Annotated in this window: 13 protein-coding genes and 1 tRNA gene; 1 reads left to right on the top strand and 13 read right to left on the bottom strand. The window is 69.1% G+C overall.

What is annotated here, in order from left to right; genetic code table 11:
• Positions 1-44: 44 nt before the first annotated feature.
• The 13 genes from F7Q99_RS10595 to F7Q99_RS10655 all read right to left on the bottom strand — a co-directional run bounded on the left by F7Q99_RS10595 (position 45) and on the right by F7Q99_RS10655 (position 16583).
• Positions 45-719: a DUF4097 family beta strand repeat-containing protein gene (locus F7Q99_RS10595; protein ID WP_153461015.1), complete on the bottom strand. Its 675-nt coding sequence runs from the start codon at positions 717-719 to the stop codon at positions 45-47.
• A 211-nt stretch (positions 720-930) separates the two neighbouring features.
• The gene (locus tag F7Q99_RS10600) at positions 931-4824 is read right to left on the bottom strand and encodes a DNA-directed RNA polymerase subunit beta' (RefSeq protein WP_326846512.1); all 3894 of its coding nucleotides are present in this window, start codon (positions 4822-4824) and stop codon (positions 931-933) included.
• 101 nt (positions 4825-4925) lie between these two features.
• Entirely contained in the window at positions 4926-8402 is a 3477-nt protein-coding gene (gene rpoB / locus F7Q99_RS10605; RefSeq protein WP_153461016.1) for a DNA-directed RNA polymerase subunit beta, read from the bottom strand.
• A 709-nt stretch (positions 8403-9111) separates the two neighbouring features.
• Positions 9112-9495, bottom strand: a complete 384-nt coding sequence (rplL, locus tag F7Q99_RS10610; RefSeq protein WP_153461017.1) for a 50S ribosomal protein L7/L12 — start codon at positions 9493-9495, stop codon at positions 9112-9114.
• 88 nt (positions 9496-9583) lie between these two features.
• Positions 9584-10147, bottom strand: coding sequence for a 50S ribosomal protein L10 (gene rplJ, locus F7Q99_RS10615; RefSeq protein ID WP_153461018.1), 564 nt, complete (start codon positions 10145-10147; stop codon positions 9584-9586).
• A gap of 351 nt (positions 10148-10498) precedes the next feature.
• Positions 10499-11362, bottom strand: a complete 864-nt coding sequence (locus tag F7Q99_RS10620) for a hypothetical protein (RefSeq protein WP_153461019.1) — start codon at positions 11360-11362, stop codon at positions 10499-10501.
• A 71-nt stretch (positions 11363-11433) separates the two neighbouring features.
• On the bottom strand, positions 11434-12309 hold the full coding sequence (locus tag F7Q99_RS10625; protein WP_153461020.1) for a hypothetical protein: 876 nt from the start codon (positions 12307-12309) through the stop codon (positions 11434-11436).
• A 115-nt stretch (positions 12310-12424) separates the two neighbouring features.
• Positions 12425-13207 (bottom strand): hypothetical protein, encoded by a 783-nt coding sequence (locus tag F7Q99_RS10630; protein ID WP_153461021.1) that lies wholly within the window; start codon positions 13205-13207, stop codon positions 12425-12427.
• A 296-nt stretch (positions 13208-13503) separates the two neighbouring features.
• Positions 13504-14226, bottom strand: a complete 723-nt coding sequence (gene rplA / locus F7Q99_RS10635; RefSeq protein ID WP_326846513.1) for a 50S ribosomal protein L1 — start codon at positions 14224-14226, stop codon at positions 13504-13506.
• Positions 14227-14328: 102 nt separating this feature from the next.
• The gene (gene rplK / locus F7Q99_RS10640) at positions 14329-14763 is read right to left on the bottom strand and encodes a 50S ribosomal protein L11 (protein WP_153461023.1); all 435 of its coding nucleotides are present in this window, start codon (positions 14761-14763) and stop codon (positions 14329-14331) included.
• A gap of 166 nt (positions 14764-14929) precedes the next feature.
• Complete coding sequence (nusG, locus tag F7Q99_RS10645; RefSeq protein ID WP_326846514.1) at positions 14930-15805, bottom strand: transcription termination/antitermination protein NusG; 876 nt, start codon at positions 15803-15805, stop codon at positions 14930-14932.
• A gap of 208 nt (positions 15806-16013) precedes the next feature.
• Positions 16014-16361 (bottom strand): preprotein translocase subunit SecE, encoded by a 348-nt coding sequence (gene secE, locus F7Q99_RS43105; protein WP_326846515.1) that lies wholly within the window; start codon positions 16359-16361, stop codon positions 16014-16016.
• A 149-nt stretch (positions 16362-16510) separates the two neighbouring features.
• Positions 16511-16583, bottom strand: a tRNA-Trp gene (locus tag F7Q99_RS10655).
• A 286-nt stretch (positions 16584-16869) separates the two neighbouring features.
• Between F7Q99_RS10655 and F7Q99_RS10660 the strand changes: the two genes are divergently transcribed.
• A complete protein-coding gene (locus F7Q99_RS10660) occupies positions 16870-18117 on the top strand; it encodes a pyridoxal phosphate-dependent aminotransferase (RefSeq protein ID WP_153461024.1) in 1248 nt (415 codons plus the stop codon).
• Positions 18118-18155 lie beyond the last annotated feature (38 nt).

Here is an 18155-nt window from a genome sequence, read left to right on the forward strand (position 1 = left end):
GGAGAAGATCATGCCCTACCGGCAGAACGTCCGGGACGGCCCGGTCACGCACCGGTGACCGTCACACCGCCGGTCTCGGCCCGCGCGGTGATGGTGCGGGCCGCACCCGCCTGCGACGGGATGCCGACCTCCACGCCGCCGACCTCCGCGTGCGCGTCCACCGCGTACGCCTCCCCGGTCGGCACCTTCAGCCGCACCCCGCCGGTCGAGGCGTTCGCCTCCACCTTGGTCGGGGCCGCCGCGAAGTCGGCGTGCACGCCGCCGTTGCGGGCGCTCAGCTTCACCTGCTGCGAGGTCAGCCCGCTCGCCTCGACGCCACCGGTCTCGACCGCCGCGTCCACGTCGGCGGCCAGCCCGACCAGCCGCACCCCTCCGGTCTCCTCCTTCACCCGCACCTTGGTCCCGGCCGGCACCTGCACGTCGTACCCGACCCCGCAGGATCCGCAGTCGTACGTCAGCTTCAGCACGCCGTCCTTCACCTCGTGCGTGGTGCGCGGCGCGTCCCCCTTGTAGTTCTGCCGCTCGGTCACCTGCACCGCGCTCCCGCCGCCCGTGACGACGATCCCGCCCGTGTGCCCCTCGATCACCAGTTCCCGGACGGTGTCCGTCACCCCGTAGCTGACTGTCCGGTGCTCGTCCTCCCCGCCCCCGGGAAGGCAGGCCGACATCCCGAACAACACAGCCCCCGTGATCGCCATCGCGCCCAGCACCCGCTTCATTTCCGGCCCCCTTCGAAAGCCCCGTCATCCCGACGCCGAGAAGCCTCCCGCACCGGCCCCCTCCCCCACCTCCCTCTCCCGACCGGTTCCCGGGACTCCCCCACGCGGGGGAGAACCCCGGGGGAGAGCCCCGGGGAAACGCCGCAGGGCGGCCACCCCAAGAGGGGTGACCGCCCTGCGATCCGTGCCCGTCGCCGGGCAACGGGGTGACTCAGCCTGTGTACGGGCCGTAGTCGTAGTCGTCCAGCGGAACCGCCTGGCCGGAGCCGGCGCCGAAGGGCGACAGGTCGTAGTCGTCGTAGCCGACGGCCGAGTACATGGCGGCCTTGGCCTCCTCGGTCGGCTCGACCCGGATGTTGCGGTAGCGGGGCAGACCCGTACCGGCCGGGATGAGCTTACCGAGGATGACGTTCTCCTTGAGGCCCAGCAGCGGGTCCGACTTGGCGTGGATCGCCGCGTCGGTGAGCACCCGGGTCGTCTCCTGGAAGGAGGCGGCCGACAGCCAGGACTCGGTGGCCAGCGAGGCCTTGGTGATACCCATCAGCTGCGGACGGCCGGAGGCGGGGTGACCGCCCTCGGAGACCACACGACGGTTCTCCTGCTCGAAGCGGCCGCGCTCGACGAGCTCGCCCGGGAGCAGCTCGGCGTCGCCCGACTCGATGATCGTCACGCGGCGGAGCATCTGCCGGATGATGATCTCGATGTGCTTGTCGTGGATCGACACACCCTGCGAGTTGTAGACCTTCTGGACCTCGGCGACCAGGTGGACCTGGACGGCACGCTGGCCCATGATCCGCAGCACGTCGTGCGGGTTGGTGGCACCCATGGTCAGCTTCTGGCCGACCTCGACCGCCTCGCCCTCGCTGACGAGCAGCTTCACACGCTTGGAGACGGGGTAGGCGATCTCGTCGCTGCCGTCGTCCGGGGTGATGACGATCTTGCGGGTCTTCTCGGTGTCCTCGATCCGCGCCCGGCCGGTGGCCTCCGAGATCGGGGCCACACCCTTGGGGGTACGGGCCTCGAAGAGCTCGACGACACGCGGCAGACCCTGGGTGATGTCGTCACCGGCCACACCACCGGTGTGGAAGGTACGCATCGTCAGCTGGGTACCGGGCTCACCGATGGACTGGGCGGCGATGATGCCGACCGCCTCACCGATGTCGACCAGCTTGCCGGTGGCCAGCGAGCGCCCGTAGCACATGGCGCAGGTGCCGACGGCCGACTCACAGGTCAGGATCGAGCGGGTCTTGACCTCGGACACGCCGTGGCGGATCAGCTCGTCGATCAGCACGTCACCGAGGTCGGTGTTGGCGGTGGCAAGGAGCTTGCCGTCCACCGTGATGTCCTCGGCGAGCATGCGGGCGTACACGCTGGTCTCGACGTCGTCGGCCTTGCGCAGCACGCCGTCGGCGCCCACGGAACCGATGGCCAGCTTCAGGCCGCGCTCGGTGCCGCAGTCCTCCTCGCGAATGATGACGTCCTGGGAGACGTCGACCAGACGACGGGTGAGGTAGCCGGAGTCGGCGGTACGGAGGGCGGTGTCGGCCAGACCCTTACGGGCACCGTGGGTGGAGATGAAGTACTCCAGCACGGTGAGACCCTCACGGAACGACGCCTTGATGGGCCGCGGGATGGTCTCGTTCTTGGCGTTCGACACCAGACCACGCATACCGGCGATCTGGCGCATCTGCATCATGTTTCCACGAGCACCCGAGTCGACCATCATGAAGATGGGGTTCGTCTTCGGGAAGTTCGCGGCCATGGCGTCCGCGACCTCGTTGGTCGCCTGGGTCCAGATGCCGACGAGCTCCTGCTTGCGCTCGTCGTTGGTGATCAGACCGCGCTCGTACTGCTTCTGGACCTTCTCCGCCTTCGCCTCGAAGCCCTCAAGGATCTGGGGCTTGCTCGGCGGGACGATGACGTCCGAGATCGAGACGGTGACACCCGAACGGGTCGACCAGTGGAAGCCGGCCGCCTTCAGGTTGTCCAGGGTCGCCGCGACGACGACCTTCGGGTAGCGCTCCGCCAGGTCGTTGACGATCGCGGAGAGCTGCTTCTTGCCCACCTCGTAGTCGACGAACGGGTAGTCCTCGGGCAGCAGCTCGTTGAAGAGCGCGCGGCCCAGGGTGGTGTTCAGGCGGAACGGCTCGCCGTCGAACCAGGTCGGCTGGCCGTCCTCGTCCAGCGGGGCGGTCCAGCCGCGCGGCGGGACGGTGCCGGCGCCGAGACGCAGCTGGATCGGGGCCTGGACGTCCAGCTCGCGGGCGTCGAAGGCCATGATCGCTTCGGCGGTCGACGAGAAGGTGCGGCCGGCGCCCTTCACGTCCTCGCGGTCCGAGGTCAGGAAGAACAGACCGAGCACCATGTCCTGGGTCGGCATGGTGACGGGGCGGCCGTCGGCCGGCTTCAGGATGTTGTTCGAGGACAGCATCAGGATGCGGGCCTCGGCCTGCGCCTCCGCGGAGAGCGGCAGGTGGACGGCCATCTGGTCACCGTCGAAGTCCGCGTTGAACGCGGTGCAGACGAGCGGGTGGATCTGGATGGCCTTGCCCTCGACCAGCTGCGGCTCGAAGGCCTGGATGCCGAGGCGGTGCAGGGTGGGCGCACGGTTCAGCAGGACCGGGTGCTCGGCGATGACCTCTTCGAGCACGTCCCACACGACCGGGCGGGCACGCTCGACCATGCGCTTGGCCGACTTGATGTTCTGCGCGTGGTTCAGGTCGACCAGGCGCTTCATCACGAACGGCTTGAAGAGCTCCAGCGCCATGGCCTTCGGCAGACCGCACTGGTGCAGCTTGAGCTGCGGGCCGACGACGATGACCGAACGGGCCGAGTAGTCGACTCGCTTGCCGAGCAGGTTCTGACGGAAACGACCCTGCTTGCCCTTCAGCATGTCGCTGAGGGACTTCAGCGGGCGGTTGCCCGGGCCGGTGACCGGACGGCCGCGGCGGCCGTTGTCGAACAGCGCGTCGACGGCCTCCTGGAGCATGCGCTTCTCGTTGTTCACGATGATCTCGGGGGCACCGAGGTCGAGCAGGCGCTTCAGGCGGTTGTTGCGGTTGATGACGCGGCGGTACAGGTCGTTCAGGTCGGAGGTCGCGAAGCGGCCACCGTCCAGCTGCACCATCGGACGCAGGTCCGGCGGGATGACCGGGACGCAGTCCAGCACCATGCCGTTGGGCTTGTTGGTGGTCTGCAGGAACGCGGAGACGACCTTGAGGCGCTTGAGCGCACGGGTCTTCTTCTGGCCCTTGCCGGTGCGGATGATCTCGCGCAGGCGCTCGGACTCCTCCGCCAGGTCGAAGGTCTCGAGGCGGTCCTTGAGGGCCGCCGCGCCCATCGAGCCGGAGAAGTAGGTGCCGAAGCGGTCGCGCAGCTCGCGGTAGAGCAGCTCGTCGCCCTCGAGGTCCTGGACCTTGAGGTTCTTGAAGCGGGCCCACACCTCGTCGAGGCGGTCGAGCTCGCGCTGCGCGCGGTCGCGCAGCTGCTTCATCTCGCGCTCGGCGCTCTCGCGCACCTTGCGGCGCACGTCGGCCTTGGCGCCCTCGGCCTCCAGCTCGGCCAGGTCGGTCTCGGCCTTCTTGGCGCGGGCCTCGAGGTCGGCGTCGCGACGGTTCTCGATCTGCTGGCGCTCGACCGAGACGTGCGCCTCCAGGGACGGCAGGTCGCGCTGGCGGCGCTCGTCGTCGACCCAGGTGATCATGTAGGCGGCGAAGTAGATGACCTTCTCGAGGTCCTTCGGCGCCAGGTCGAGCAGGTAGCCGAGGCGGGACGGCACACCCTTGAAGTACCAGATGTGGGTGACCGGGGCGGCCAGCTCGATGTGGCCCATCCGCTCACGGCGCACCTTGGCGCGGGTCACCTCGACGCCGCAGCGCTCGCAGATGATGCCCTTGAAGCGGACGCGCTTGTACTTACCGCAGTAGCACTCCCAGTCCCGGGTGGGGCCGAAGATCTTCTCGCAGAAGAGGCCGTCCTTTTCGGGCTTCAGGGTGCGGTAGTTGATGGTCTCCGGCTTCTTGACCTCGCCGTGCGACCACTGGCGGATGTCGTCGGCGGTGGCCAGGCCGATGCGGAGCTCGTCGAAGAAGTTGACGTCAAGCACTGGTCGTCAAGCCCTCTTTCGTAAGTCGAGAGTCGTTCATGTGGTCTGAGGGGGGCCTGGGGGCGGGCCGGCCCGGGATCAAGGGGCCGGCCCGACCTCCGTCAGACCTCTTCGACGCTGCTCGGCTCGCGCCGGGACAGGTCGATGCCGAGCTCCTCGGCAGCGCGGAACACGTCCTCGTCGGAGTCCCGCATCTCGATGGACTGGCCGTCCGAGGACAGCACCTCCACGTTGAGGCAGAGCGACTGCATTTCCTTGATGAGCACCTTGAAGGACTCGGGAATGCCGGGCTCGGGGATGTTCTCGCCCTTGACGATGGCCTCGTAGACCTTCACGCGGCCGAGGACGTCGTCGGACTTGATGGTGAGCAGCTCCTGCAGCGCGTAGGCCGCGCCGTACGCCTCAAGGGCCCACACCTCCATCTCACCGAAGCGCTGACCACCGAACTGCGCCTTACCACCGAGCGGCTGCTGGGTGATCATCGAGTACGGGCCGGTCGAGCGGGCGTGCAGCTTGTCGTCGACCAGGTGGTGCAGCTTGAGGATGTACATGTAGCCGACCGAGACCGGCATCGGGAACGGCTCGCCGGAACGGCCGTCGAACAGCCGGGCCTTGCCGGTGGAGTTCACCAGGCGCTCGCCGTCACGGGTGAGGGTGGTGTTGTCCAGCAGGCCGGTGATCTCGTCCTCGCGGGCGCCGTCGAAGACCGGGGTGGCGAGGTTGGTGCCGCCCTGGACCGTGTCGGCGCCGATCGCCTGCAGGCGCTGGGCCCACTCGTCGGCGAGGCCGGAGACGTCCCAGCCCTGCTTGGCGAGCCACCCGAGGTGGATCTCCAGGACCTGCCCGGGGTTCATTCGGGACGGGACGCCCAGCGGGTTGAGGATGATGTCGACCGGGGTGCCGTCCTCCAGGAACGGCATGTCCTCGACCGGCAGGATCTTGGAGATGACGCCCTTGTTGCCGTGACGGCCGGCGAGCTTGTCACCGTTGGTGATCTTGCGCTTCTGGGCCACGTAGACGCGGACCAGCTGGTTGACGCCCGGCGGGAGCTCGTCGCCCTCTTCGCGGTCGAAGACGCGGACGCCGATGACCTTGCCGGACTCACCGTGCGGGACCTTCAGCGAGGTGTCGCGGACCTCACGGGCCTTCTCACCGAAGATCGCGCGGAGCAGGCGCTCCTCCGGGGTCAGCTCGGTCTCACCCTTCGGGGTGACCTTGCCGACCAGGATGTCGCCGGTGACGACGTCGGCACCGATGCGGATGATGCCGCGCTCGTCGAGGTCGGCGAGGACCTCCTCGGAGACGTTCGGGATGTCCCGGGTGATCTCCTCGGGGCCGAGCTTGGTGTCACGGGCGTCGACCTCGTGCTCCTCGATGTGGATCGAGGAGAGGACGTCGTCCTGCACGAGGCGCTGCGACAGGATGATCGCGTCCTCGTAGTTGTGACCCTCCCACGACATGAACGCCACGAGCAGGTTCTTGCCGAGGGCCATCTCGCCCTCGTCGGTGCACGGGCCGTCGGCCAGGACCTGGCCGGTCTCGACCCGGGCGCCCTCGTCCACGAGCACCTTCTGGTTGAAGGCGGTGCCCTGGTTCGAGCGGGTGAACTTGGCGGCGCGGTACGTGGTGTAGGTGCCGTCGTCGTTGGCCACGGTGACGTAGTCGGCCGAGACCTCCTGGACGACACCGGCCTTCTCGGCGGTGATGACGTCGGCGGCGTCGACGGCGCAGCGGTACTCCATGCCGGTACCGACCAGCGGAGCCTCGCTCTTCAGCAGCGGCACCGCCTGGCGCATCATGTTCGAGCCCATGAGCGCGCGGTTGGCGTCGTCGTGCTCGAGGAACGGGATCATGGCGGTCGCGACCGACACCATCTGGCGCGGCGAGACGTCCATGTAGTCGATCTCGGTGCCGGGGATGTAGTCGATCTCGCCACCACGGCGGCGGACCAGGACACGCGGCTCGGCGAAGCGCAGGTCCGCGGTCAGCGGCGCGTTCGCCTGGGCGATGACGTAGCGGTCCTCCTCGTCGGCGGTGAGGTAGTCCACCTGCTCGGTGACGACACCGTCGACGACCTTGCGGTACGGGGTCTCGATGAAGCCGAAGGCGTTGACCCGGCCGTACGAGGCCAGCGACCCGATCAGACCGATGTTCGGGCCTTCCGGGGTCTCGATCGGACACATGCGGCCGTAGTGCGAGGGGTGCACGTCACGGACCTCGAAGCCGGCGCGCTCACGGGAGAGACCACCGGGACCGAGGGCGGACAGACGGCGCTTGTGGGTCAGGCCCGACAGCGGGTTCGTCTGGTCCATGAACTGCGACAGCTGGCTGGTGCCGAAGAACTCCTTGATGGAGGCGACGACCGGCCGGATGTTGATCAGGGTCTGCGGCGTGATCGCCTCGACGTCCTGGGTGGTCATGCGCTCGCGCACGACGCGCTCCATGCGGGCGAGACCCGTACGGACCTGGTTCTGGATGAGCTCGCCGACGTTGCGCAGGCGGCGGTTGCCGAAGTGGTCGATGTCGTCGACCTCGACCACGATGTCGCGGCCGGTCTCGTCGTTCCACTCGGTCTCACCGGCGTGCAGCTTCACCAGGTACTTGATCGCACCGATGATGTCGGGCTCGGTGAGCACGCCGGAGTCCAGCGACTCGGCGTTGCCCAGCTTGCGGTTGACCTTGTAGCGGCCCACCTTGGCGAGGTCGTAGCGCTTCGGGTTGAAGTACAGGTTCTCCAACAGCGTCTGCGCGGCCTCGCGCGTCGGCGGCTCGCCCGGGCGCAGCTTGCGGTAGATGTCCAGCAGCGCGTCGTCCTGGCCCTGGGTGTGGTCCTTCTCCAGGGTGTTGCGCATGGACTCGTACTCGCCGAACTCCTCGAGAATCATCTCGTTGGTCCAGCCGAGCGCCTTGAGCAGCACGGTGACGGACTGCTTGCGCTTGCGGTCGATGCGAACGCCGACCATGTCGCGCTTGTCGATCTCCATCTCCAGCCAGGCACCACGCGAGGGGATGACCTTGCAGGAGTAGATGTCCTTGTCGGACACCTTGTCCAGGGTGGAGTCGAAGTACACACCCGGGGAGCGGACCAGCTGCGACACGACGACACGCTCGGTGCCGTTGATCACGAACGTGCCCTTGTGGGTCATGAGCGGGAAGTCGCCCATGAAGACCGTCTGAGACTTGATCTCACCGGTCTCGTTGTTGGTGAACTCGGCCGTGACGAAGAGCGGAGCCGCGTACGTGAAGTCGCGGTCCTTGCACTCGTCAATGGAGTTCTTCGGCGGCTCGAAACGGTGGTCGCGGAAGGTCAGGGACATCGACCCGCTGAAGTCCTCGATCGGGGAGATCTCCTCGAAGATCTCCTCCAGACCGGACTTGGTGGGGACGTCCTGACCACTCTCCAGCGCCTGCTCGACCCGGGACTTCCAGGCCGCGTTGCCGAGCAGCCAGTCAAAGCTCTCGGTCTGCAGGGCCAGGAGGTTCGGGACCTCAAGGGGCTCCTTGATCTTCGCGAACGAGACGCGGAGCGGGGCGGTGGATGCGGCGGAATTGTTCGAGGCGTTGCGCGGCGCGGCCAAGAGGGGGGTCCTTCCGAGGGCTCGGAGCTCACTACGCGCGTACCAGCCGGGCCTGCTTGGGCTTGGTCCCGCCTCCGTGACCACCTCTGCCGGGACCGAAACCCCAGGTCAGAGCCGCTTTGCGGAGGCGATGCCAGACCCCTTCAGGGCAACGCAAACTCCGGGCGACGAGTCACGGAGAAGCTAACAGGCAGCGCAAAGGGACAGTGTAGCCAAAGGGCACACTGCTGTCCAGCTCTGATTCGGAAACCGAATCGGAGACTCCTCCCGGTAGCCGACGGACGCGGACGCCCACCGGTACTGCTCTGGGTACTGCACCGGCCCGGGCGCTACCCGGGCCTCACAACTCACGAGGAGTCATTTCCCGCCGGAGCCGCTGGTTATGCATCCAGCCGCAAACCAACCGGGCGGACTCGCGCCTTGAGAATCGCGCGCCTCGCCTGGTTCGTCAAGGGCCCGTCTGCGGTGCGGACCTCGACTCCTTCATCGGCCGGAAACCCCCCGGCGTTACAGAAGCCGTGGCGGAGGCCGCCTGCGATGACGGTGATCACCATACCCGTCCGCGCCGACAGTGCCGAGTGCGCCGTCCGCCACACCGGTGTGTCCGGGCCGGGTCCGGCCCGTGCCGCCCGGAAACCGAAAAAGGCCGGGCCGACCACCCACAAGGGTGATCGGCCCGGCCGCACGCCCCCTCAGAGGGGGCGCAGGATCACTTGACGGTGACCTTGGCGCCGGCGCCCTCGAGGGCAGCCTTGGCCTTCTCGGCAACGTCCTTGGCGACCTTCTCGAGAACCTTGGCACCGGCGGTGTCCACCAGGTCCTTGGCCTCCTTCAGGCCGAGGGAGGTCAGGGTGCGGACCTCCTTGATGACCTGGATCTTCTTGTCGCCAGCGGCCTCGAGGATGACGTCGAACTCGTCCTGCTCCTCAGCGGCCTCGACCGGGGCGCCCTGGGCGGCAACGCCGGCCACGGCAACCGGGGCGGCGGCGGTGACGTCGAACTTGTCCTCGAAGGCCTTCACGAACTCGGCGAGCTCGATGAGGGTCATCTCCTCGAACTGCGCGAGCAGCTCGTCCTGGGTCAGCTTCGCCATGATGGCGTCCTTCCACTAAATCGGCAGGTGGTGCCGGATGTACGGGTTGGCGGGCGTACGGGCCCGCAGCGAGGCGTGAGCCTGCCGATTACTCGGCGGCAGCGTCCTCGGCGGCGGGAGCCGGAGTACCGGCACCGCCCTGCTCGGCCTTCTCCCGAAGGGCCTCGACCGTGCGGACGAGCTTCGAGGGCAGGGCCTGGAAGACGGCGGCAGCCTGGGACTGCTTGGCCTTCAGGGCACCCGCCAGCTTGGCGAGCAGCACCTCGCGGGACTCGAGGTCCGCGAGCTTCTTGATCTCGTCGGCGGACAGCGCCTTGCCATCAAGGACACCGCCCTTGATGACGAGAGCGGGGTTCTCCTTGGCGAAGTCACGCAGAGCCTTCGCCGACTCCACCGGGTCACCGGTGACGAAGGCGACAGCCGTCGGACCGTTGAACAGGTCGTCGAGCGACGTGATCCCGGCCTCGTTGGCCGCGATCTTGGTCAGCGTGTTCTTCACCACGGCGTACTGGGCGTTCTCACCCAGCGAGCGACGCAGGGTCTTGACCTGCTTCACCGTCAGACCGCGGTACTCGGTCAGCACGGCCGCGTTCGAGCCACGGAACATGTCCGTGATCTCGGCGACGGCGGCAGCCTTGTCGGGCCTAGCCATAGGCGTACGCCTCCTTCCGTGATGTCGAAGTCGGGCCGACCGCGAAAGTCGACCATTCGGCCGCGGACCGACCGGACGGAAGGAAAGCTCCTGCGGAAAAGCAGATGAGCCCCGGTGCGCAGGCGCACGGGGCTCGACACGACCTCAACGGGCTGTCACGCGGACGCGAAACCCGGAAGTCGAAGCTCCAGACAAACCTGCGCGGGCTGCCTGCGACGAATCGCAGATCCTTCGGTCCCCGGCTCCCTCGCGAGTGCACGGTGACAACCAGCGGTCTTTGGCTTCGGCCACAGTAGCCGGACTCCGCCGTCCCGGGCAAATCGGCCCCGAGCCGACGGAAACCGCCGGGCCTCAGCGGGCCAGCGGGGAGACCGTCCGGGTGCCCGTGTCCACGGTGTCCGTCTCGGCGGGGGCCTGCACCGAGAGCAGCGCGCCGCCGAGATCGGTGTAGACCACCGAGTCGTCCGCCCGGCCGGTGTCCCCGCTGCCGGTGCGCTGGAGCTTGACCAGCTGGTCCTTGTCGCTCAGCCAGAGGTCCAGGGTCAGCGCGGTCGAACCGCCGGGGGCGAGCGCGGCGCGCAGCCCGTCCCGCCGGGCCTGGGGCAGCGGGGTCTGGGCCGCCGCGTACTTCTCGGCGGTGGTGGTGACCTGGTAGTGCTCGACCGTCGAGTCCTCGAACTTCTCCTCGCCGACGAACCGGGCGTCCACGCCGTCGGCGGTCGCCGCGGCCAGCGCCTCGACCGGGTTCAGCAGGTCGATCAGCCCCGCGTACGGCACCTCCCGGCGGCCGTCCGGGTCGGCCGGGACGGCGAACCGCTCCCAGTGCCGGCCGCCCTGCCGGGCCGCGGTGGCCGCGTCGCCGCCCTGGTAGCCGACGGTGTCCACGACGATCAGCTGCTCGGCGTCGGCCGGGCTGGACCGCTTGATCTGGAGTGCCGTCTTGGGCTGCCAGAACAGCGGCCCGGCGCCGGCGTCGTTCCCCAGCCGGTAGCTGACCTTGGCCCGGCGGGCGGTCTGCACGGCCAGCTGGGCGGAGAGCAGGACGCCGTGCGGCGACCGGTCGGTCGGCTTGGCCGGTCCGGTCGGGGTGGCGCTGGTCGGGGTCGGGCTGCCGGACGGCGCGGACGACGACGCGTCGTCCGCGCTGCACCCGGTCAGCCCGGTCGCCAGCAGCACGACGGCCACCAGGGCCGCCAGCCGCTGCCGTCCCGCCATCGTCTTCCCCTTTCAACCCGGTCGCCGCGTCGACGGCCTTGACCGTCCGGCCACCTTGCCAGCCAGCAGGCTCAGCCGAGCAGCTTGAGGATGTCGGCCTCGCTGCCGAGGTCGGTCGCGGCGGGCGCCTCGATCTTCGCGGCGGTGCCGAGCCCGGAGTACTTGACGGTGACGGCCTTCTGCTCGCCGGCCTTGTCGCCGAACTCCTTGTACTGGACGAGCTCCATCTTGCCGTTGAGCCAGAGGTCGACGGTGAGGTTCTTGCCGTCCTCCTCCAGGACCTTCTGGGCGGCCTGACGCTGCTCCGGCGAGAGGTTCGGCATCCCCGCCACCATGACGGAGGCGTCCTCGACCGCCCGGAAGTGGGTGGTCTGCACGCCGTCGACGGTCTCCTCGCCGACCTTGGTCGGCTTCCCCTGCGATGCGAGGGTCAGCTGGATCACCGGGTTGAGCATCTGGCCCATCACCAGGAAGCCGGCGCCCATCTGGTTGGTGGGGGTCACCTTGACCCAGTGCTTGCCGCCCATCACCGCCGCCTGGGCGTCACCGCCGCCGAGGTAGGTGTCGGTCCCGAGCACGCGGACGCGGAACTTCTTGCCCTCCTCCTCGCTGGCCAGGTCGATGGCAGGCGCGGTCGGGCTCTTCCAGTCGGCGTCGCCCTTGCCCTCGGGGCGCTTGGTGCCGTTCGGGGCGATCATGGCGACCTTGCCGTTGCCGGCCTTCTGCATCACCAGCACGGCGGCGGCCAGCGCGGCCTTCGGGTCTCCCGCCAGAGCACCCGCCGCCACGTCGCCGGGCTTGGCGTCGCCGGTCTTGGTGTCGCCGGCCTTGGCGTCGCCGCTCTTGGCGGCGTCGTTCCCGCTCTTGGCGCTGGAGCCGCAGGCGGTCAGGCCGGCGAGCAGGACGGCGGCCGTGACAGCGGCCGAAGCGAGGCGCACAGCGCGCATGGGAGCCCCTTCGTGAGATCCGAACGATCCATGGAAAAGCCGATTTTCGGCTTCTTCGTCACGCGGACTCTAACGGATCACCACGACAGGCACCCACGGGATGTCCCCGCCGCCATCAGCCCGTCGGGGCGGGCGTTCCGTCCCCGTCTACGGGGGCGGAGACGTTCGTCGTGGTAAGCACGGTTCCGTCGCTGCCCGAGGCCGTCTCGCGCAGCCGCAGCAGTTTGCCACCGGGCCCGACCCAGACGTCGACGCCGATCGTGGTGACCCCGTGCCGGCGGTAGTAGGCGAGCACCACGGCGAGGCGCTCAGGCGTCAACTCCCGGTCGGCGCCGAAGTAGTCGGCCACCGGAGCCGATCCCCGGTAGTGCGCGACCGTCGTCCCGGCCAGCTGCTCGCCGCCGAGCGAACCGAGCGTCCCGGCCCGGGCCATGGCGTACGCGGTGCTGCCGGGGCTGGTGACCAGCCCGGTCATCCAGCCACCCGCGTAGCCGCCCGGTTCGGCGCCCGCCCGCGGGTCCAGCGACTCGGCGCTCGCCCGGTCCGTGTGCTTGGCGGCGCCGCCCTGGTAGGCGAGGTCGAGCGCGCCGTCCCGGACGGTCAGCCGACCGGTGCCGAGCTCGTCGGTGACGCTCAGGTCGGCCTCGTCCCGGGAGCCCCAGGCCAGCGTGCCGCTCGCGGTGCGGCGGCCGGCCGGGCCCTCCTCGACCACGTCGATCCGGGCGCCCCCGGCGTCGTCCAGCGCCTGTCCGGCCTGGAGCACCACCTGCCTGGGCGGCACCGGCGCGGCGCTCCCGGGGGTGCCTCCTCCCGGGGCGGCGAGCAGGCTGCACCCGGTGGCGGCGCCGAGCAGTAACAGGACCGCCGCCGAGGCGGCGGGGCGAAGGGCGGGCGGCACGGCACACACTCCGGCGGGTTCGGTCGCATGGTCGGACCGGCCGAGCGTACGACGTTCCGGCCCGGCTGTCCCAGCCGCCCCCTGTCCCGATCCGGAAACGACGGCGGGCCCGCACTCCCGGTGAGGGGAGTGCGGGCCCGCCGTAACGGACTGCTCTAGAGCCGGAAGGCTCAGACCGCGACTGCGATCATGGGCCGGAATCCGTCGCTTCGCTCGCTTGCGCTCGCTCAGCGTCAGACCGCGGCTGCGATCACGGGCCGGGATCGTTCACTTCGCTCGCTTGCGCTCGCTCAGCGTCAGACCGCGGCCGGGTCCTCCTCGACGAGGAGGTTGCGGGTGCGGTTCGGGTCCACCGGGACGCCGGGGCCCATGGTGGTGGTGATCGCCGTCTTCTTGATGTAGCGACCCTTCGCGGCGGACGGCTTGGCGCGGAGCACCTCGTCCAGCGCGGCGGCGTAGTTCTCGACCAGCTGCTCGTCGGTGAAGGAGGCCTTACCGATGATGAAGTGCAGGTTCGAGTGCTTGTCGACGCGGAACTCGATCTTGCCGCCCTTGATGTCGTTGACAGCCTTGGCGACGTCCGGGGTCACGGTGCCGGTCTTCGGGTTCGGCATCAGACCACGGGGGCCGAGCACGCGGCCGAGGCGGCCGACCTTGCCCATGAGGTCCGGGGTGGCGACGACGGCGTCGAAGTCGAGGCGGCCCTTGGCGACCTCGTCGATGAGCTCGTCGGAGCCGACGATGTCGGCGCCCGCAGCACGCGCGGCCTCGGCACGCTCGCCGGTCGCGAAGACCAGGACCCGAGCGGTCTTACCGGTGCCGTGCGGGAGGATCACGGTGCTGCGGACCATCTGGTCGGCCTTGCGCGGGTCGACACCCAGACGCATGGCGACCTCGACGGTGCCGTCGAACTTGGTGGTGCTGGTCGCCTTGGCGAGGCGGATGGCCTCGAGGGGGGCGTAAAGGCGCTCGCGGTCGACCTGAGCGTCCGCGGCCTTCAGAGCCTTGCTGCGCTTCACTGCTGCTCCTGAATGGTGATTGGAGTTGTGGTAGCTACGGGCCTGCGCAGGCCCTACCACGGGGGGACGAGACTGTGACACCAGTCCCTGGCGGGACGGGGATCAGCCCTCGACGGTGATGCCCATCGACCGGGCGGTGCCGGCGATGATCTTCTCCGCGGCGTCCAGGTCGTTGGCGTTCAGGTCGGGCATCTTGGTGGTGGCGATCTCGCGGACCTGGGCGCTGGTGAGCTTGGCGACCTTGGTCTTGTGCGGCTCGCTGGAGCCCTTCTCGACACCGGCGGCCTTCAGGATGAGGCGCGCGGCCGGCGGCGTCTTCGTGATGAAGGTGAAGGAACGGTCCTCGTAGACCGTGATCTCCACCGGCACGATCATGCCGCGCTGCGACTCGGTCGCGGCGTTGTAGGCCTTGCAGAACTCCATGATGTTGACGCCGTGCTGACCCAGCGCGGGGCCGACCGGCGGCGCCGGGTTGGCCGCGCCGGCGTTGATCTGGAGCTTGATAAGCCCCGTGACCTTCTTCTTCTTGGGAGGCATGTCTCTCCGGGTCCTTCCGAGAGGTGATTGCTGGTGTGTGCGGAACCGGGGCGACACCCGGCCGCCAGCACACACATCGGACCAGGCTAACGTCTCAGCGCCGCTGGACCAAAACGGATTCGGGGCAGGGCCCTCGGCCCCGCCCCGAATCCGAAGACCGTACGAACTAGTTCTTCTGGATCTGGTCGAAGGAGAGCTCGACCGGGGTCTCCCGGCCGAAGATCTCGACCAGGCCCTTGACCTTCTTCGAGTCGGGGTTGATCTCGTTGATGGTCGCCTGCAGGGTCGCGAACGGGCCGTCCGTGACGGTGACCGAGTCGCCGACCTCGAAGTCCAGCACCTGGACCTCGACCGGGCGGACCGGCGAGGCCTTGCCGGCCTCCTTGGCCGCCTGGCGCTCGACGTCCGGGGCGAGCATCTTGACGACCTCGTCCAGGGTCAGCGGGTACGGGTCGTAGGCGTTGCCGACGAAGCCGGTGACGCCGGGGGTGTTGCGCACGACGCCCCACGACTCGGGGGTGAGGTCCATGCGCACGAGGACGTAGCCGGGGAGCTTGTTCTGCCGGATGGTCTTGCGGTCGCCGTTCTTGATCTGGACGACCTCCTCCTGCGGCACCTCGGCCTGGAAGATGTACTCCTCGACGTTCAGCGAGACGGCACGCTGCTCGAGGTTCTGCTTCACCCGGTTCTCGTAGCCGGCGTAGGTGTGGATGACGTACCACTCGCCCGGCATGAAGCGCAGGTCCTCGCGGAACTTGGCGACCGGGTCGACCTCGACGGCCTCCTCGACCACGGTCTCCTCGACGACGGGCGCCTCGGCGGCGAGGTCCTCGACGGCCTCCACGTGCAGCTCGGCCGCCTCGGCCGGCTCGCCGGCCTCGGCCTCGTCGTACGCCTCGGCCTCGTCCTCGTCGCTGTCCGCGGCGTCCGCGATCGGCTCGGCGGACTCGGCGTCGTCAGCCAGCTCGGCCGCGTCCAGCTCGGCGGCGACATCCGCCTCGCGGACGGTCTCGTCGGCGTCGTACAGGGGGGACTCAGACACGGTGGCTGCTTCTTTCCTGGAGATGGTGAAGGTGGCGCGCTCCGGGACGAGTCCCGGCGCGCCCCGCTCTCGCGGGCGCCAGGAGACGTCTCGGAGACTTCAACAGTACCGAGTCAACGGTAGCGGCCGTGTACGTGCGGCGCAGACAGCTCGACCCGGGCCGAGGATCGGCCCGGGTCGGGAAGCGTTTCGAAGGCGGACGGCTCGGTCAGCCGAAGATCCAGAGGCTGAGCTTGGAGAAGCCGTAGTCCAGACCGGCCACGATGGCCATCATGACCACGACGAAGGTGACCACGACCGCCGTGTAGTTGGTGAGCTCTCCGCGGGTGGGCCAGACGACCTTGCGCAGCTCGGCGATGATCTGGCGGTAGAAGAGGCCGATCCGGGCGAACAGGCCCTTCTTGGCCCGCTTGCCGGACTTCTTGTCGCCGGAGCGGTTGGCCCGCTTGCGGTCGCGGCGCGAGAGCGCCTCGCCCTCGGCAGGCGTGGTCTCGGCAGCGCCGTCGGCGTGGTTGCCGCTCTCAGGCGTTGCGGTGGAGCCCGTGGTCTCCGTCACTCGTCCTCACCTGAATCCGGGTTCTGCCGATCATCACCTGCGTGCCCGATGGGGCACGAGCGGCCGGCTAAAGCGGTGCTGTTCGGTGCCCTCTCCGCATCAAGCCCGCTCGCTCCGTGGAGCGAACGGGCTGAGGACGGATCAAGCAGCAGGGCAAGAGGGACTTGAACCCCCAACCGCCGGTTTTGGAGACCGGTGCTCTACCAATTGAGCTATTGCCCTACGGTGCCTCGCGGCTCCGGTAGCGACCAACCTACCGCATCTCCCGCCGCTGTCTGCACAAGCGGTGAAAGCTCCGGTCTTTTTCGGTGGGCCGTCGAGCAGTGAGTGTACGTGGTTCGAGGGTGTTTGGTCGAACCTCTTTTCTCTCCGGCCACCGGTTGTCCGGCATATGTCCGGCATGCCCGCATGATCACCGACGGATCGTCGGACGCCGCGATTCGGACAGCCCCGTACGGATGACGGAACCGCCATGCCCGGTCCGTCCCGGTTCTGCGACGATGCAGACATGAGCGCTTCCACCCCGCAGCCCGACCCCACCATCCGCCCCGCCGACCGCCGGGTCTCCGCCCGGATCGGCGCCATCGCCGAGTCCGCGACCCTCGCCGTGGACGCCAAGGCCAAGGCCCTCAAGGCGGCCGGCCGTCCGGTGATCGGCTTCGGCGCCGGCGAGCCCGACTTCCCCACCCCGGACTACATCGTCGAGGCGGCCGTCGAGGCCTGCCGCGACCCGAAGAACCACCGCTACACCCCGGCCGGCGGCCTGCCCGAGCTGAAGGCCGCGATCGCCGCCAAGACGCTGCGCGACTCCGGCTACGAGGTGGACGCCTCCGAGGTGCTGGTGACCAACGGCGGCAAGCAGGCGATCTACGAGGCCTTCGCGGCGATCCTGGACCCGGGCGACGAGGTCATCGTCCCGGCCCCGTACTGGACCACCTACCCGGAGTCGATCCAGCTGGCCGGCGGTGTCCCGGTCGAGGTCGTGGCCGACGAGACCACCGGCTACAAGGTCTCGGTCGAGCAGCTGGAGGCCGCCCGCACCGAGAACACCAAGGTGGTGCTCTTCGTCTCGCCGTCCAACCCGACCGGCGCGGTGTACACCCAGGCCGAGGCCGAGGCGATCGGCCGCTGGGCGCTGGAGCACGGCCTCTGGGTGCTCACCGACGAGATCTACGAGCACCTCGTCTACGGCGACGCGAGCTTCACCTCGCTGCCGGCCCTGCTGCCCGAGCTGCGGGACAAGTGCATCGTGGTCAACGGTGTCGCCAAGACCTACGCGATGACCGGCTGGCGGGTGGGCTGGGTGATCGGCCCCAAGGACGTCATCAAGGCCGCGACCAACCTCCAGTCGCACGCCACCTCGAACGTCTCCAACGTCGCCCAGCGCGCCGCGATCGCCGCCGTCGCCGGCGACCTCTCGGCCGTGCACGAGATGCGCACCGCCTTCGACCGCCGCCGCCGGACGATCGTGAAGATGCTCAACGAGATCGAGGGCGTCGTCTGCCCCGAGCCCGAGGGCGCGTTCTACGCCTACCCGTCGGTCAAGGGCCTGCTCGGCAAGGAGATCCGCGGCAAGCGTCCGCAGACCTCCAGCGAGCTGGCGAGCCTGATCCTGGACGAGGTCGAGGTCGCCGCAGTCCCCGGTGAGGCCTTCGGCACCCCCGGCTACCTGCGGTTCTCCTACGCGCTCGGCGACGCCGACCTGGTCGAGGGCATCGGCCGGATCCAGAAGCTGCTCGGCGAGGCCCGCGACTGACGTCCGGCACGATCCGCCGTGCCGGTCCCACCGGCGCA

Source organism: Streptomyces kaniharaensis, assembly GCF_009569385.1.
In the GTDB taxonomy this organism is placed as follows: Bacteria; Actinomycetota; Actinomycetes; order Streptomycetales; family Streptomycetaceae; genus Kitasatospora; species Kitasatospora kaniharaensis.

Coding starts and splice junctions, on each gene's coding strand:
- F7Q99_RS10595 (WP_153461015.1), bottom strand. CDS start 719: ATGAAGCGGGTGCTGGGCGCGATGGCGATCACGGGGGCTGTGTTGTTC.
- rplL (WP_153461017.1), bottom strand. CDS start 9,495: ATGGCGAAGCTGACCCAGGACGAGCTGCTCGCGCAGTTCGAGGAGATG.
- rplJ (WP_153461018.1), bottom strand. CDS start 10,147: ATGGCTAGGCCCGACAAGGCTGCCGCCGTCGCCGAGATCACGGACATG.
- F7Q99_RS10620 (WP_153461019.1), bottom strand. CDS start 11,362: ATGGCGGGACGGCAGCGGCTGGCGGCCCTGGTGGCCGTCGTGCTGCTG.
- F7Q99_RS10625 (WP_153461020.1), bottom strand. CDS start 12,309: ATGCGCGCTGTGCGCCTCGCTTCGGCCGCTGTCACGGCCGCCGTCCTG.
- rplK (WP_153461023.1), bottom strand. CDS start 14,763: ATGCCTCCCAAGAAGAAGAAGGTCACGGGGCTTATCAAGCTCCAGATC.
- F7Q99_RS10660 (WP_153461024.1), top strand. CDS start 16,870: ATGAGCGCTTCCACCCCGCAGCCCGACCCCACCATCCGCCCCGCCGAC.